At 68.5% G+C, this 15,499-nt stretch carries 10 protein-coding genes, 1 pseudogene and 2 riboswitches; of the genes and pseudogenes, 4 read left to right on the forward strand and 7 right to left on the reverse strand.

Features of this window, described 5'->3' with window-relative positions; all coding sequences use genetic code 11:
- The first annotated feature begins 36 nt into the window (after positions 1-36).
- A complete protein-coding gene (locus ACZ6SF_RS07250; protein ID WP_466061082.1) occupies positions 37-1,614 on the forward strand; it encodes an LVIVD repeat-containing protein in 1,578 nt (525 codons plus the stop codon).
- Positions 1,615-1,908: 294 nt separating this feature from the next.
- On the opposite strand, the gene ACZ6SF_RS07255 is transcribed toward ACZ6SF_RS07250, so the two are convergent.
- The 4 genes from ACZ6SF_RS07255 to ACZ6SF_RS07270 all read right to left on the reverse strand — a co-directional run bounded on the left by ACZ6SF_RS07255 (position 1,909) and on the right by ACZ6SF_RS07270 (position 7,904).
- Entirely contained in the window at positions 1,909-2,709 is an 801-nt protein-coding gene (locus ACZ6SF_RS07255) for an MHYT domain-containing protein (RefSeq protein ID WP_466061083.1), read from the reverse strand.
- Between the two features lie 189 nt (positions 2,710-2,898).
- On the reverse strand, positions 2,899-4,605 hold the full coding sequence (locus ACZ6SF_RS07260) for a hydrogenase maturation protein (protein ID WP_466061084.1): 1,707 nt from the start codon (positions 4,603-4,605) through the stop codon (positions 2,899-2,901).
- Between the two features lie 237 nt (positions 4,606-4,842).
- Positions 4,843-5,601, reverse strand: coding sequence for an NAD(P)H-dependent oxidoreductase (locus ACZ6SF_RS07265; RefSeq protein WP_466061085.1), 759 nt, complete (start codon positions 5,599-5,601; stop codon positions 4,843-4,845).
- A gap of 113 nt (positions 5,602-5,714) precedes the next feature.
- On the reverse strand, positions 5,715-7,904 hold the full coding sequence (locus ACZ6SF_RS07270; RefSeq protein ID WP_466061086.1) for a malate synthase G: 2,190 nt from the start codon (positions 7,902-7,904) through the stop codon (positions 5,715-5,717).
- Positions 7,905-8,453: 549 nt separating this feature from the next.
- Between ACZ6SF_RS07270 and ACZ6SF_RS07275 the strand changes: the two are divergent.
- The 3 genes and pseudogenes from ACZ6SF_RS07275 to ACZ6SF_RS07285 all read left to right on the forward strand — a co-directional run.
- Positions 8,454-8,993: pseudogene (locus tag ACZ6SF_RS07275) on the forward strand (HNH endonuclease); the annotation flags it as partial.
- Positions 8,994-9,027: 34 nt separating this feature from the next.
- Positions 9,028-9,276: a WhiB family transcriptional regulator gene (locus ACZ6SF_RS07280; protein ID WP_466061087.1), complete on the forward strand. Its 249-nt coding sequence runs from the start codon at positions 9,028-9,030 to the stop codon at positions 9,274-9,276.
- Between the two features lie 108 nt (positions 9,277-9,384).
- Entirely contained in the window at positions 9,385-11,061 is a 1,677-nt protein-coding gene (locus tag ACZ6SF_RS07285; RefSeq protein WP_466061088.1) for a VWA domain-containing protein, read from the forward strand.
- Between the two features lie 45 nt (positions 11,062-11,106).
- On the opposite strand, the gene gcvP is transcribed toward ACZ6SF_RS07285, so the two are convergent.
- From gcvP to ACZ6SF_RS07300, 3 genes are all read right to left on the reverse strand, one after another.
- A complete protein-coding gene (gene gcvP / locus ACZ6SF_RS07290) occupies positions 11,107-13,902 on the reverse strand; it encodes an aminomethyl-transferring glycine dehydrogenase (protein ID WP_466061089.1) in 2,796 nt (931 codons plus the stop codon).
- A 53-nt stretch (positions 13,903-13,955) separates the two neighbouring features.
- Positions 13,956-14,039: riboswitch (glycine riboswitch) on the reverse strand.
- A gap of 4 nt (positions 14,040-14,043) precedes the next feature.
- Positions 14,044-14,143: riboswitch (glycine riboswitch) on the reverse strand.
- Between the two features lie 96 nt (positions 14,144-14,239).
- Positions 14,240-14,818, reverse strand: a complete 579-nt coding sequence (locus tag ACZ6SF_RS07295) for a MerR family transcriptional regulator (RefSeq protein ID WP_466061370.1) — start codon at positions 14,816-14,818, stop codon at positions 14,240-14,242.
- A gap of 175 nt (positions 14,819-14,993) precedes the next feature.
- Complete coding sequence (locus ACZ6SF_RS07300; protein WP_449999496.1) at positions 14,994-15,467, reverse strand: bifunctional nuclease family protein; 474 nt, start codon at positions 15,465-15,467, stop codon at positions 14,994-14,996.
- Between the last annotated feature and the right edge of the window lie 32 nt (positions 15,468-15,499).

The following is a 15,499-nucleotide window of genomic DNA, read 5'->3' on the forward strand; positions in this document are numbered from 1 at the left end:
GGTCGGGCGAGGTAGCCCGGGAAGCGTGAGGATGCAATGGGGCGTCCCTTCGGAACACTGCGCCGGACCAGGGCATCGGTTCTCGGCGCGGTGATCGCGGTTGTCGCCGTCCTGCTGCCGGGCAGCGCCAAGGCGGATCTGCAATCCGATATCCACGATCAGGTCCGGGAATTCCTCGACGTCGGGCGAACCTCGGTCCCCCGCGCCGAATGTGGTCCCGGTTCACTTCCGGAAACCGGGTTGCAGGGCGACGTTCCGGCGGCCGATCGCGACAGCGGGCGCAGTACCCAGGGCTACCGCTGCAATATGTCGATGGTCGGGCAGTTCCCGGGACGCGGGGCGGGGATCACGTCGACCAGCTTCGACCACTGCGCCTATATGGGGACGTTCTTTCCCGGGAATCTCCTGCACCAGAACGGGGGCGTCCAGGTCCTCGACGTCTCCGATCCGGCGCATCCCCGCCCGACGGCGACCCTCAACGAACCCGCGATGGTCGCGGGTACCTGGGAGAGCCTGAAGGTCAACACGCGGCGCAAACTACTGGTGGGCACCGGCGTTCCGCTGCTCGTCGGCGCGGGATATCTCTCGGTCTACGATGTCTCCGATTGCGCCCATCCCCGCCTGCTCAATCCCGGCCCCGGCACGAATCTCGGGATGCCGCTACCGATCACCACCCACGAGGGCGGCTTCTCCCCCGACGGCAACACCTACTGGGCCTCCGGGATCACACCCGGATTCCTCAGCGCCGTCGATCTCACCGATCCCGCGAATCCGCGGGTGATCTGGCAGGGTCTCACCGGGCTCACCGCGCACGGGTTCGGCGTGAGCCCGGACGGGACGCGCCTGTACCTGTCGGCGCTCAGCGGGGTCACCGTTCTCGATATCGGCGCGGTGCAGCGGCGTGAACCCAACCCGCAGGTCCATCATCTCGGGCGGATGTTCTGGTCCGACGGCTGGGCCACCCAGCACAGCATCCCGGTCACCTACAACGGCAGGCCCCATATCTACACCGTCGACGAGGGCGGATCCGGCGGTGTGAAACTCATCGACGTCTCCGACGACGCCGATCCCCGGGTGGTGTCGAAGATCAAGCTCGAGATCAATGTGCCCCAGAATCTGGACAGCAATATCGGCTCGTCCATGGGTGGATCGATCTTCGCCTACGAATCCCACTACTGCACCGCGGACCGGCCCGCGAACCCCACCGCGCTGGCCTGTGGCTGGGTGTCCTCGGGGATCCGGGTGTTCGATATCCGGGATCCGGGGGCCATCCGGGAGATCGCGTACTTCAACCCACCCGCCCGGACCGGCCGCAACCTGGAGTTGGTGAATTCACCGCACGCGCTGGCCTCCCTGCTCGGGATACCGGCCATGACGGCGCCCAGCGCGGCCCGCGCGGTGCTGGAGGGACAGTTCGACCCATCCCAGGCGCTCACCTCGCGCACCGGGAAACTCGCCTTCGGCGATGTGTCCACCGACTGGTGTATGTCGCCGCCGGAGTGGCGCGGTAACGACCTCTACGTCACCTGTTCGGACAACGGGTTCATGGTCCTGCGTGTCGACGAGTCCGCCTATACGCCGCCGGCGGACCAGCAGTCGGTGGTGGGCTCCTGAGGCGTCCTGTCGCGGACAGGACGGAGCCCGGGCGCCCACGGGGCGCCCGGGCTCCGGACAGCTGTCGCTCAGCGGCTCACAGCGGCGGGAATCCCGCCGACCCGGTGGCCACCCAATTCCAGAATTCCCCGGCTCGCTGCACGATCAGCGCGGCGATATCGAGCGCGGTACTACCCATTCGAGCTAGTCCTTCACTTCGGCTTGCAGATACGGCCGCCCAGACTAGGACGTCGTCCCCGGATCCGACAACCGGGGCCGGGGGTCGCTGTCACGACTGCGACAACCGGCCCGCGCTTAGTCCAGCGGCTGGCGGGGCCACTGGCGCCCGCTCAGTGCCAGCGTCGCCGGATCGGTGGTCAGGGTGCCGACGTCCTCGGCATCGGGAGCGGGCCCGGCGACGGCGATACTGCGAACCTCGAGCTCGGCGACGCCGACCAGGACCACCAGCCCGACCACGACCAGCGCGACCGTGGTGAGCAGCGGCGTGAGCAGCTCGACGGGGGCGGCACCCTCCGGAGTTCCGAGGTGGTCACCGTGATGCGCGCTCATGGCCGCTATACCGGTGTAGTGCATCCCGCAGACCGCGACGGCCATGATCAGGCCCGCGCCGATGGTGTTACCCCAGCCCTGGACGTGCAGCATGAACCACAGCGCGGCCGTCGCGGCCACCACCGCGATCACCAGCGACAGCAGGACCAGGCCGACGCCGTAGTGCATCGAGGCCCCGCTGTTCATCGCGGCCATGCCCAGATAATGCATGGCCGCGACGCCGAGACCGGTGACCGCGCCGCCCAGCGGCAGGGCGATCGTCTCCCGGTGCCCGCGTACGACGATGGCCAGTCCGGCCAGCACCACCACGATCGCGATGGCCGCGCTCAGCAGCGTCATGGGCATGTCGTAGCGGATGCTCGTCCCGTCGATCGTGAAACCGAGCATCGCGGTGAAATGCATGACCCAGATACCGGCGCCGCCCAGCGCGACGGCCGCCGCGACGAGCCAGCCGATGGCGGGCTGGGCGGTCCGGGCGCGCACGGCACACCGCAGGCCCAGCACCGATCCGATGAACGAGATGCAAAACGCAAGGACAGGAGTCACCCAGCCGTTGCTGAAGTGCTCGAGGTGTAGCACGTCTCTACTCCGCTGTAATCGTCGATTTCCGAACTACGGCCTCGTGGACAGTAGTTCGACGCGCCCACACCGGGCTGCAGAGTAAAAATTTCACCCCACGGGGCCCCGCGGTCGCCACTTGATGTCACAACTGGGCTACTGGCCGGAATGTCCGGGTCACCCGAGCAGGTAGGCCGGAGTGGCCGGTGGTGCCACGTTGTAGACGAAGTTCCGCCGCAGCCCGTGGTACGCCTCGCCCTCGTCGAAGAAATTCCGTCGCATCTGCGCCAGCTCCTCGGCCCGGTACCGCGCCAGCGGTTTGACCGATTCGTCCGCCTCGCGCCGCTGTTTCTTGGCGGTCAGCCGTTCGGCCAGCTCGGGCGAATCGGCCAGTGCGGCCGCCTCCCGCCGGACCCAGTCTCGGAATCGCTGGGTCGCGCCCGGCACGACCCGGTCCACGAGACCCATCGCACCGGCGTCGGCCGCCCCGACCGGCAGCGGCTCCCGGGTGAGCCGGGCGGCTTCGGCCGTGCCCACCCGGCGCGGCAGCGAGTAGGTCCAGTACTCCGAGCCGTACAGACCCATCAGCCGGTAGTGCGGGTTGAGCACCACCGATTCCCGGCACCACACCTCGTCGGCGGCCAGGGCCAGCATCACACCCCCGGCGGCGGCGTTACCCGCGAGCGCCGAGATCACCAGGATGTCGGTCGTGGTCAGGATCGCTTCGACCAGATCGTTCATGGCGTTGATGTTCTGCCAGGACTCTTCGGCGGGATCCTCGGCCGCCTCGATGACGTTCAGATGGATCCCGTTGGAGAAGAAATCCCGATCCGGGCCCAGCACCAGCGCCCGGATCGGGCGAGCGCAGGCCTGCCGGTACGCCGCGAGCAGGCGCCGGCACTGGGCGGTGCTCATCGCGCCACCGGCGAAAGCGAATTCGAGGTATCCCACCGAACCCTGTTCGTGGTAGCGCAGTTCCGACCAGGTGTCGCGCACCGCCGCCTCGGCCGGTGTCACCGGCGCCTCGGGGACCTCGGGTGGCAGATCGGCGCCCAGTGCGTCCACGGCGGGGCGTTTGAAGGTTTTCGGGCCGCCGGGCGTGCGACGGGCACGCAGCTGCGGCAACCAGACCGCCCCGTCCACCGTCGCCCGGCAGATGGCGCCGTCGCGGGTCGCGATCACCGCGCCCGGAGTGCCGCGCAGCCGGTCTTCCCGGTGCCCGCCGTGCACGAAGTACTCCCGGCCGAACAACTGGTCGAGCACGCCCGGCTGGGAATCGGCCGCGCGGAGTTTCCGGAGCACGTCCTCGGTGTTCTCGGAGGCCCAGTCGATCCGCCGGTTCTCCTGGGAGTGGTAGGGCCGCAACCGGCCCCGCACGTCCGGGCGTTCGTAGTCCAGCGGTTCGGGTTCGAATGTGCCGTCGGCGAATCGCTGGACCGCCAGCAGTACGGCCGCGACCGCGGCATCGGAGACCTCGTTGCGGTAGAGCTCGCTCTTCCCGCACGCCGCGACGGGGAAGGGCACCGAGGCCCAGATCGGCCCGGCGTCCATCTCCTCGACAGCCTGCAGGACGGTGACGCCCCATTCCCGCGCACCGGTGGCGATCGCCCAGTCGAGCGAGGACGGCCCCCGGTCGCCCATCGGTCCGGGATGCACGATCAGCACCGGGTATTCGGTCCAGATGTCTTCCGGAATCGCGCTGGTGAGCATCGGCGCCAGGATCAGCTCCGGCCGGAACCGGGCCACCCGGGCCCGCAGCAGATCGTCGCCGAGCGCCAACTCCACCCCGACCGTATGTCCGCGGCGGCGCAGTTCGGTGTGGACGCGCTGGGTGAGGCTGTTGAAAGCACTGGCGACCAGCAGGACGCGCAAGATTTCCTCCATCGGGCGGGGCCGAATGTCTCGAACCCCAAGTACGGGTGTCGCTTCCCGACCAAGCTAGCCCCACGCTGTATCGCACGCAGCCCGAGGACCCGTTCCGGCCGCCGCGAGTGACGGCACCGACAGCGCGGTGCCACGACCTATCACCACCCGGGGTCGCAACACTCCGGCAACCCGCGGAGACCACCCGCCGGTGGCGAAGTGGCACAACACATCAGCGTATGCGGGCGCGCGGGCGGTTCAGGACGCGATATGCAATCCGAAACCGGTCGATCCGGCGCTTTCGCGCCCGGGTTCGAGCCGCAGCCGGCGATCGTAGTCGCCGCCGGCCTGCCGCCGGTAGGCGATTGGCGCGAGCTGCTCCAATGCCCCGATCCGCTTCCGGAAATCGGTGCTGATCTCCGCGAATCGTTCGTCGTCCACGCCGATCGCACCGTGCACCACGAAGGGTTCGAGGACATCCATTCCCGGGTAGTAGAGGATCCCGTGGTGGATGGGGAACAGCAGATCGTCGAGGGGCCCGTTGATTCCGCGCTCGGAGTAGGCCGGCTCCCGTCCGCCGATCGCCACCACGAGCATCGCCCGCCGGCCCGCCAGGATGCCGTCACCGTAGCGCGGAATCGCGATTCCGCCCGCGCCGTAGGCGAATCCGCAGGTGAACACCCGATCCACCCAGCCCTTCAGGATGGCGGGCATGGAGAACCACCACAGCGGGAAGTGCAGCAGCACGGTATCCGCCCACAGCAGTTTCTCCTGTTCGGCCCGGATATCGGCGCCCAGGGTCCCGCTGTCGTAGGCCTCGCCGGAGGCGAGCATGAAGTTCGTTTCCGCCACGTCACCGAAATCCGCCGCGTCGGCCTGCGCTTTCCAGCCCATGGCGTAGAGGTCGCTGACCCGGACCTGGTGACCGTCGGCCCGCAACTGCTCGACGGCCACGTCTTTCAGTGCCCCGGTGAGCGAATCGGGTTCCGGGTGCGCGTACACGATCAAAACCTTCATACTCCGGGCAACCACACCGGGGGTCCCGGGCATTCCACGGTGGACCCCCGCGCCCCGGAAACGGCGCTGCCCCCGGCTCGCGGGAGCCGGGGGCAGCATCGGGTATCGGCGGGTCAGGAACCGTTCTTGGCCGCCAGGGCCTTGGCCTCCCGGCGACGGCGGTGCAGGATCGGCTCGGTGTAGCCGTTCGGCTGCGCGGTGCCCTCCAGGATCAGCTCCTTGGCCGCCTGGAAGGCCACGCTCCCGGCGAAATCGGGCGCCATCGGGCGGTAGGCGGCGTCCCCGGCGTTCTGCCGGTCCACCACCGGAGCCATCCGCTCCAGGCTGGCCACCACCTCATCGGCCGTGACCACACCGTGGCGCAGCCAGTTGGCCATGAGCTGGCTGGAGATCCGCAGGGTGGCGCGATCCTCCATCAGCGCGATATCGGAGATATCGGGAACCTTGGAGCATCCGACGCCCTGGTCGATCCAGCGCACCACATAGCCGAGGATGGACTGCGAATTGTTGTCCAGCTCCTGCTGTTTGTCCGCGTCGCTCCAGTCCGGGTCGGCGGCCAGCGGGATCTGCAGGATATCGTCGACACTCGCGCGGGCGCCGCCCTTGGCGATCTCGGCCTGCCGCTTGAACACATCCACCAGGTGGTAGTGGGTGGCGTGCAGCGTGGCGGCGGTCGGCGAGGGAACCCACGCGGTGGTGGCGCCGGCCTTCGGATGGCCGATCTTCTGCTCGAGCATCCCGGCCATCAGATCGGGCATGGCCCACATACCCTTGCCGATCTGGGCCTTGTGCGGCAGTCCGGCCGCGATACCGGTATCGACGTTCCAGTCCTCGTAGGCGAGGATCCAGCGCTGGGTCTTCATCTCCGCCTTGCGGATCATCGGACCCGCTTCCATCGACGTGTGGATCTCGTCGCCGGTGCGGTCCAGGAACCCGGTGTTGATGAACACCACGCGGTCGGCGGCGGCGTTGATGCACGCCTTCAGGTTGACGGTGGTGCGGCGCTCCTCGTCCATGATGCCGACCTTGAGGGTGTTGCGCGGCAGGTCGAGAACATCCTCCACCGCCGCGAACAGATCGTTGGCGAACGCGACCTCGTCGGGACCGTGCATCTTGGGCTTAACGATGTAGACCGAGCCGGTGCGGCTGTTGGTCAGCGCCACATCCGGGCGCAGCGAATGCTTGGCGATCAGCGAGGTGAGGATGCCGTCCAGGATGCCCTCGGGCACCTCGTTGCCCTCGGCGTCGAGGATCGCGTCGCTGGTCATCAGATGACCGACATTGCGCACGAACAGCAGGGACCGGCCGTGGACCGCCAGCTCCGACCCGTCCAGCGCGGTGTACACGCGGTCCGGGTTCATGGTGCGGGTGAACGATTTGCCGTTCTTGGTGACCTCTTCGGCGAGGTCACCCTTCATCAGGCCCAGCCAGTTGCGGTAGCACAGCGTCTTGTCCTCGGCGTCGACCGCGGCCACCGAGTCCTCGAAGTCCATGATGGTGGTGACGGCGGATTCGAGCACCACATCCTTGATTCCGGCGGAGTCGGTGCTGCCGATCGGCGATTCCGGGTCGATCTGGATCTCGATATGCAGCCCGTTGTTCTTCAGCAGGATCGCGCTGGGCGAGGCGGGGTCGCCGATATAGCCGATCAGCTGCCCGGCGTCGGCCAGTCCGATGGCGGTGCCGTCCTCGAGGCCGACCTCGAGTTCACCGTCGACGATCGCGTACGACGTCGAACCGATATGCGAGCCCGTGATCAGGGTGACCGAATCGTCGAGGAAGTTGCGGGCCCATTCGATGACCTTGTCACCGCGGACCTTGTTGTATCCGGTCCCCTTCTCGGCACCGCCGGTCTCCGGAACGGCGTCCGTGCCGTAGAGCGCGTCGTAGAGCGAACCCCAGCGCGCGTTCGCGGCGTTGATGGCGAAACGGGCATTGCTCACCGGCACCACGAGCTGCGGTCCGGCGGTGCTGCTGATCTCCGCGTCGACGCCGGTGGTGCCGATGGAGAAATCGGCCGGTTCGGGCCGCAGATAGCCGATATCGACGAGTAGCTGCTTGTACGCCGCCTTGTCGTAGCCCGCGCCCGCGTGTTCGCCGTGCCAGGCGTCGAGCTTGCCCTGGATTTCGTCGCGTTCGGCCAGCAGGGCCCGGTTGCGCGGGGCGAACTCGGTGATGATCCGCTCGGCGCCGGCCCAGAACGCGGCGGAATCGACGCCGGTACCGGGCAAAGCCTCGTTCTCTACGAAGTCGTGGAGAACGGTGGCAACCTGGAGCCCGCCGACCTGTTTCCGCTCTGTCATCTACTTGCCTCACTTCCGCGAATGCCTGGTGGAAAGTCGATGTTTATGTTACCGACCGGTAGCGGTACGCCGGTCGCCGGGTGAGCGCGCCGGTGGGGTGCCGGTGCCGGCACCGGACTCTACGCCGATTCCGCGCCCACCGGTCCGCACGTCCGGACCGTCGCCGCGGGCCACCCGGCGGCGGGCTACGCGCCCGGCGGCGACCCCACCCGCCGCCGGGCGCGGAAAAATGGGCCGACAAGCGCTACCCGGCTGTGCCACCATGGATTCCAGCCGGCCGGCCGTCAGGGCGGGCCGCCGATATCCAGAAGGGAGGAGTGGTCTTGTATCCAGTCGCACCGGCCGATGCCGTCGAGCCCGGCACCATATCGCGACAGTGCCTACGCACGAACCGGTCGATGAACACCGGTACCGAATCGGCGCGGCAGCCGAAAAGCGGCAGCGATCCCGTGATCGACCTGCTCCTCCCGCGGCGCCGCTGACCGTTCGCCTCCCTCTTCCTTCCCGGAGTTCCGGGCTGTCCCCGGCCGTCGAAACCTGGTGATACCCATGTCGATATCCGCTGTCGCCGAACCGGCGACTCTCACTCCCGACAATTGGATACGCAGCCGCGTCCTGGTGCTCAACGCCGCCTACGAGGCGCTGGACCGGGTCGCCGCCGACCGGGCGGTCGTGCTGGTGACGAGCGGTGCCGCCGAATCGGTGGTGATCCGCCGGCCGTATTTCCCGATCCGCTCGCAGCATGCCGAGATCATGCTGCCGGAGACGATCCGGCTGGTCCGCTACCGGTACCTGGCCCATATCACCGTCCGCGCCCCGGGCGGCCGGGCCACCCACGCCGCGATCCTGCGACGGGACGGCAACCGGTGCGGCTACTGCGGCGAATGGGCCCCGACGGTGGACCATATCCGCCCGCGCAGCCGCGGCGGACCCAACACCTGGGACAACCTCGTCGCGTGCTGTGCGCCCTGTAATACCGCCAAGGCCGACCGCACCCCCGAGGAGGCGGGGATGCGACTGCTCTGGGAGCCGCGTGCGCCCGAACCCCTGGTACGTGAACAGCGGCGGGTGTGGAAGCACCTGGCCGCGACCACCAAGGCGATCCGCGAGAGGAGGGATCGAGATGACCGTCGAAATTCTGGCAGATCTGCTGCCGATGTCCGACAGCCGTGGCTGGCATCGCGCCGCCTGCCGCGGTGACCCGAACCACGAGGCGTGGTTTCCCTACCCGTCGCAGGACTTCGAGTACGCGCGTCAGGTGTGCGGCCGGTGCCCGATCCGGCCGGATTGCCGTGGGTTCGCCGAACGGACCGGTCAGTCCGGTGTGTGGGGCGGGCACGAATTCGACCGGGGAAAGATGATCCGGGAATAACGGGCGGGAGACCCGCCGCGATGCCGTGGGGCCGTGTGGATACGCACGGCCCCACAGTCGTGACCGTGAGGCGGCGCGACCGGGTACCGCTCCCTAGACTGACTGCTCGTGGGTACCCATCGCAGCACCGGCTCCTCCCGGGAAATCAGCAAGGGACCGGTGATCGCCGCGGTGGTGGTTGTGGTCCTGATCGTCCTCGTCGTCGGCTGGACGCAATTGCGCCCGCAATCGGCCGGTTCGTCCGGCGCCGCGGCCTCGGGTGCCTGCGTCGAAGGCGAGGCCGTCCTGGATGTCACGGTCGATCCGGAGATCGCCGATCCGGTGCGCACCATCGCCGCCCGGTACAACGAGACCCGGCCGGTGGTGCGCGATCACTGCGCGAAGGTCGTCATCACCGAACGCCCGGCCACCGATATGGTGGCCGCCTTCCGGTCCACCGCCACCTGGGATCCGGCTCTCGGACCGCGCCCGGCCCTGTGGATTCCGGAGTCCGGCCGCCAGGTCGAGTCCATGCGGGTGCCGGGCCTCATCGAGGGCGCTCCACGATCGATCGCCTCCAGCCCGATCGTGCTGGCCGTTCCCGAGGTGCTGCGGCACGCGCTCGCCGCGACCCAGACCTCCTGGGTGGACCTCCCCCGGCTGCAACAGGGTTCACTCGAACAGATCGGCCTGCCCGGCTGGGACGGCCTGAAACTCGCGATGCCGCCCGGCGATACGACCCTCGCGGTCGCCGCCGCGGTCGCGGGCGCCGTCTCGGGAACCGAACCGCTGACCGAGGAGGCCACCGCGGCCGGCCAGACCCTGTCGGCGGTTTCCGGCCTGGCCTCCGCCGCACCGGAGGCCGTGGACGCCTCGGCCGCCCTGACCTCCCTGACCGGCGCCGCGCCGGCCGAGGCCGCGGTACACGCCGTACCGGTGACCCAGCGCCGGCTCGCCGCCAACGGCAGCACCACCTTCTACGTTCCCGCCGGCGCGGCACCGGTCGCGGATTATCCGGCGGCACTCATGTCCGGTCCGTGGGTCGACAAGACCCAGAACCTGATGGCCGGACTGTTCGCCGACTATCTGCGTAAACCGGAACAGCAGCGCGACCTGGTCGCGGCGGGCTTCGCCGCGCCACCGGCCGATCCCGCCCCGGTACCTCCCCGCGCCGCACTGGACCGGCTCCGGCAGGTGCTGCACTCGCCGGTCCTGGGCGTGCACGCGACGGCCCTGCTCGATGTCTCCGCCTCGATGAACACCACAGAAGGGGATCTGACCCGGCTGAACAACACCGTCGGCGCGCTGGCCTCCACGCTCAACGTCATGCCGCCCGAATTCGGTCTGGGTATCTGGACTTTCGGCAAAGATGTCGACGGCTCGAATCCGTACGAGGTGATCGCCGATACCGCCGAGCTCGGCGACGCCCAGCGCAGCACACTCATGGGATCGCTGGGTTCGATCGAGACCACGGCGGCCGAGACCGACGAATGCTATCCGGCACTGCTGGCGGCCTATCGGAGCGCCGTCGAGGGGTACGCGGCCGACCGCACCAATTCGATCCTGCTGGTCACCGACGGGCCCGAGGACGATTCGGGGACCGGTGACGCCGATCTGCTGGCCGGTATCGAGAACGCGGGCGATCCCGCGAAACCGATCCGGGTCGACGTCATCGTCGTCGGCGGATCCGGGACCGAGGGCCTGCGCACCCTCACCGAGCGGACCGGCGGCAGTTACACGGTGCTGCCGAGTAGTAACGATCTCGCCTTCGGTACCGCGATGGTGGGAGCGCTCACCACACCCTGACGCGGTCGCCCGGCCCGCGGGCCGGGCGTTTCCCGCGCAGTGGCCCTAGTCGGCGAAGGCCTCCGGCGGCGGGCAGGTGCACACCAGATTGCGGTCACCGAACGCACCGTCGATCCGCCGCACCGCCGGCCACACCTTCGGGCGCGGATGGGCCGACCCGCGCGGATACACCGCCACCTCACGGCTGTACGGATGATTCCAGTCGGCGACCAGGCTCGCGGCGGTATGCGGGGCGTTGCGCAGCGGGCTGTCCGCCACCGGCCACTCCCCCGACCCCACCCGGTCGATCTCGCGGCGGATGGCGATCATGGCCTCCACGAAATCGTCCAGTTCGGCGAGATTCTCGCTTTCGGTCGGCTCCACCATCAGGGTGCCCGCCACCGGGAAACTCATCGTGGGCGCGTGGAACCCGTAATCGGCGAGGCGCTTGGCCACATCGTCGACGGTCACACCGGTATCCCTGGTGATCCCGCGCAGGTCGAGGATGCATTCGTGGGCGACCATCTCGTTCTCGCCGGTGTACAGCACCGGATAGTGCTCGCCGAGGCGGCGGGCCAGGTAGTTCGCCGAGGCGATCGCGGTGAGCGTCGCGCGGCGCAGCCCCCCGGCTCCCATCATCCGGATATAGGCCCAGGTGATCGGCAGGATCGAGGCCGATCCGTAGTTCGCCGCGGAAACCGCGTGCGATCCGCGCTGGAGCGGATCGCCGGGAAGATACGGCGTCAGGTGCGCGCGCACCGCCACCGGACCCACCCCCGGACCACCGCCGCCGTGCGGGATGCAGAAGGTCTTGTGCAGGTTCAGGTGGCTGACGTCGCCGCCGAACCGGCCCGGCCGGGCCAGCCCGACCAGTGCGTTGAGGTTCGCGCCGTCGACGTAGACCTGACCGCCCGCATCGTGCACCAGGGCGCACAGTTCGGCGACCTCGTGCTCGTACACGCCGTGCGTGGACGGATAGGTGATCATGATGCACGCCAGCCGTTCGGCGTGATCGGCGATCTTGGCGCGCAGATCGTCGAGATCGACATCACCGTTGGCGCGGCATTTCACCACTTCCACGCGCAGACCGGCCATCGCGGCCGAGGCGGCGTTGGTGCCGTGCGCGCTGGACGGGATCAGGCAGGTGTCACGGTTCGTATCACCGCGATCCAGATGGTAGCGCCGGATGGCCAGCAGGCCCGCGTACTCGCCCTGGCTGCCGGCGTTCGGCTGCAGGCTCACCGAGTCGTAGCCGGTGATCTCGGCGAGCCAGCGCTCGAGGTCGGCGACGATCTGCCGCAGGCCTGGTGTATCGGCCGCCGGCGCATACGGGTGCAACCGGGCGAAACCGGGCCAGGTGATGGGTTCCATCTCGGCGGTGGCATTGAGTTTCATGGTGCAGGAGCCGAGCGGTATCATACTGCGGTCCAGGGCGATGTCCTTGTCCGACAGCGCCCGCAGGTAACGCAGCATCGCGGTTTCGGTCCGGTAGCGGGTGAACGCCGGATGGGTCAGGAACTCCGAGGTCCGGTTCACGATTCCCGCGCACACCGGCTCGGCCGGGGCGACGCCGAACGCGTCCAGTACCGCCGCCACATGCTCGTCGGTGGTGGCCTCGTCACAGGCCACGGCCACCTGATCCGCGTCCACCAGCCGCAGGTTGACGCCGCGGGCCGCGGCTTTCGCGACGACGTTCTCCGCCTGGCCCGGGACCCGGGCCAGCACGGTATCGAAATAGGTGTCGTGTACCAGCGCCTCACCGAGGGCGGCGGCCACCTGTTCGGCATGACCGTGGACCCGGCGCGCGATCGCCCGCAGCCCGTCCGCGCCGTGGTAGCAGGCGTACATCCCGGCGACGATCGCCAGCAGCACCTGCGCGGTGCAGATATTGGAGGTCGCCTTCTCCCGGCGGATGTGCTGCTCCCGGGTCTGCAGCGCCAGCCGGTAGGCCGGGGCCCCGTCGGCGTCCTTGGAGACGCCCACCAGGCGGCCCGGCAGCTGACGGGCGTACGCGGTGCGGACCGCGAGGTAGCCGGCGTGCGGTCCGCCGAAGCCCATCGGCACCCCGAAGCGCTGGGTGGTGCCGAAGCACACGTCGGCGCCCTGCTCACCGGGCGGGGTGACGAGCGTGAGTGCGAGCAGATCGGCGCCGGCCGCGACCAGCGCACCCCGATCGTGGGCCCGCGAGATGATCCCGGACCAGTCCACGACGCGCCCCGACGCGCCGGGCACCTGGAGCAGGACGCCGAAGAAATCGCCGTCGGGCAGGCCCGCACCCGCCAGATCCGCCTCCACGATCTCGATACCGAGCGGTTCCGCACGGGTTTCCAGGACGGTTCGCGTCTGCGGGAACAGATCGGTGTCGACCACCAGCCGCGGACTGCCGCCGCGGTCGACGCGGCGCATCAGGGTCATCGCTTCCGCGGCCGCGGTGGCCTCGTCCAGCATCGAGGCGTTGGCGACATCCATCGCGGTCAGATCGGTGACCATGGTCTGGAAGTTCAGCAGCGCTTCGAGCCGGCCCTGGCTGATCTCCGGCTGGTACGGCGTGTAGGCGGTGTACCAGGCCGGATTCTCCAGCAGATTGCGGACCAGCACGGGCGGAGTGAGGGTGTCGTAGTAGCCGAGCCCGATCATGGAGGTCGCGACCGTATCGGAGGCGGCGAGCGCGGCCAGTTCGGCCAGCACCTCGTGTTCGCTGCCCGGGGCGGGCAGTCCTGCCGGCGGATCCTCGTCGCGGATTCCGGCGGGCAGTGCGGCGGCCGCCAATTCCTCGGCCGAGCCGATACCGATCGCGGCGAGTATGCGCGCGAACTCGTCGCCGTCGGGTCCTACGTGCCGGTCTGCGAAGCTCTGGGTCACCACGGCTCCCTGGTTACGGATGGCCGGCCGTACGGCCGACGCAGGGCCCTCCCCCTCTGTCGCGGCGCCTGAGAGCTTCGGCGGCCCGGCCGCCTTTCACCTTGGGCGGGTGGCCCGCAGCCACCACTTTCCAGAGGCGCCGGTTCCCGCACGGTCCTGGTGCCTGAGAGATTGACGGGGAGGTGCTGCTCCTTCGGCGCCCGGAATCCGCTCGGATCCGGGACTCTCCCGCACGGCTACGACGCCCGGCTATTTTAGCCCGCTGGCCTGGACCAACGCGCACTCCCCCGGGTGTGTCCTCGGCCTCATCGCACCGGGGCGGGTATCGAACGTCGGGCTACCCGGTCTTACGGGTCAGCCGGGCCTTGCGCCGGTAGGAGAGTTCGTCCTCGGGTCGCTCGCTGGTCTCCGAAGCCCGCTCGGCGGGAAACGCGGCGATATCCCCGGTGAGTTCGCGCATGGCACTGTTCACGGCTATTCCGAAAACGCCCTGCCCGCCCTGCAGTAAATCGACGACTTCTTCCGGGGAGGTGCATTCGTATACCGAGGTGCCGTCGGAGAACAGCGTGATATTCGCCAGATCCTCCACACCGCGACTACGCAGATGATCGACCGCGATGCGGATGTTCTGCAACGAAATACCCGCGTCGAGCAGACGTTTGACGATTTTCAGGACCAGGATGTCCTTGAAGGAATACAGCCGCTGGCTTCCGGAACCGGCCGCGCTACGAATGGACGGCACGACCAGCCCGGTGCGCGCCCAGTAGTCCAGTTGCCGATAAGTGATCCCCGCCACCTGACATGCCGTGGGCACCCGGTATCCGACCAGATCGTCGGGAACCGAATCGTCGGGGAACAATCCGGGTTGTATTTCGTAGCGCCGAGGCGGGCCCACTTCCGATTGCATATCCCGCATATGCTCTGCCACTGAACTACTCCCTTGCTCCGCCGATCTGTGCCTCGTAGCCGACGGCCCGGCGTCGACTATGAGGCTACTCTTCCCATTCTCTCGGCCGCAGCAGTGCCGTCCAAACGCGACGCGCGGTAATAGTCTCGACCTGTAGTTGAGGTCTAGAAAAAAGTCGGGTTGCTCAACTATCGGTCGCTTTGAAATCGTCGGGAGATACCGACTCGAGGAACTCCTTGAACTTTTCGACCTCGTCCTCGCGTTCGTCCGGCATCACCAGGCCGGCCTCCTCGAGAACCGATTCCGCGGCGTAGATGGGGCAGCCGACACGCAGCGCGATGGCCACCGAATCCGACGGCCGGGCCGATACCCGGACCTCGTTCTCGAAGACCAGGTCGGCGTAGAACGTGCCCTCTTTCAGGTCCACGATATGGACCTCCTCGAGGGTATGACCCAGATCTGTGATCAAGATCTTTATCAGGTCGTGGGTGAGGGGCCGGATCGGTGTGACGCCCTCCTGTTCGAGCACGATCGCCGTGGCCTCGGCCTGCCCGATCCAGATGGGCAGATAACGCTCCCCTTCCGCCTCCCGCAGCAGCAGGACGGGCTGGTTCTGTGGCTGCTCGACCCGGATGCCGATCACGCGCATTTCGCTCATCGCACTGCCTCCCATACTCCCCGGCCGTCCGC

It is taken from the genome of Nocardia sp. NPDC049935 (genome assembly GCF_055586645.1).

What these genes read in the sequence shown, in the direction of transcription:
- ACZ6SF_RS07250 (WP_466061082.1), top strand. Translation starts at nt 37, where the DNA reads ATGGGGCGTCCCTTCGGAACACTGCGCCGGACCAGGGCATCGGTTCTC.
- ACZ6SF_RS07260 (WP_466061084.1), bottom strand. Translation starts at nt 4,605, where the DNA reads ATGGAGGAAATCTTGCGCGTCCTGCTGGTCGCCAGTGCTTTCAACAGC.
- ACZ6SF_RS07265 (WP_466061085.1), bottom strand. Translation starts at nt 5,601, where the DNA reads ATGAAGGTTTTGATCGTGTACGCGCACCCGGAACCCGATTCGCTCACC.
- ACZ6SF_RS07270 (WP_466061086.1), bottom strand. Translation starts at nt 7,904, where the DNA reads ATGACAGAGCGGAAACAGGTCGGCGGGCTCCAGGTTGCCACCGTTCTC.
- ACZ6SF_RS07280 (WP_466061087.1), top strand. Translation starts at nt 9,028, where the DNA reads ATGACCGTCGAAATTCTGGCAGATCTGCTGCCGATGTCCGACAGCCGT.
- ACZ6SF_RS07295 (WP_466061370.1), bottom strand. Translation starts at nt 14,818, where the DNA reads ATGCGGGATATGCAATCGGAAGTGGGCCCGCCTCGGCGCTACGAAATA.
- ACZ6SF_RS07300 (WP_449999496.1), bottom strand. Translation starts at nt 15,467, where the DNA reads ATGAGCGAAATGCGCGTGATCGGCATCCGGGTCGAGCAGCCACAGAAC.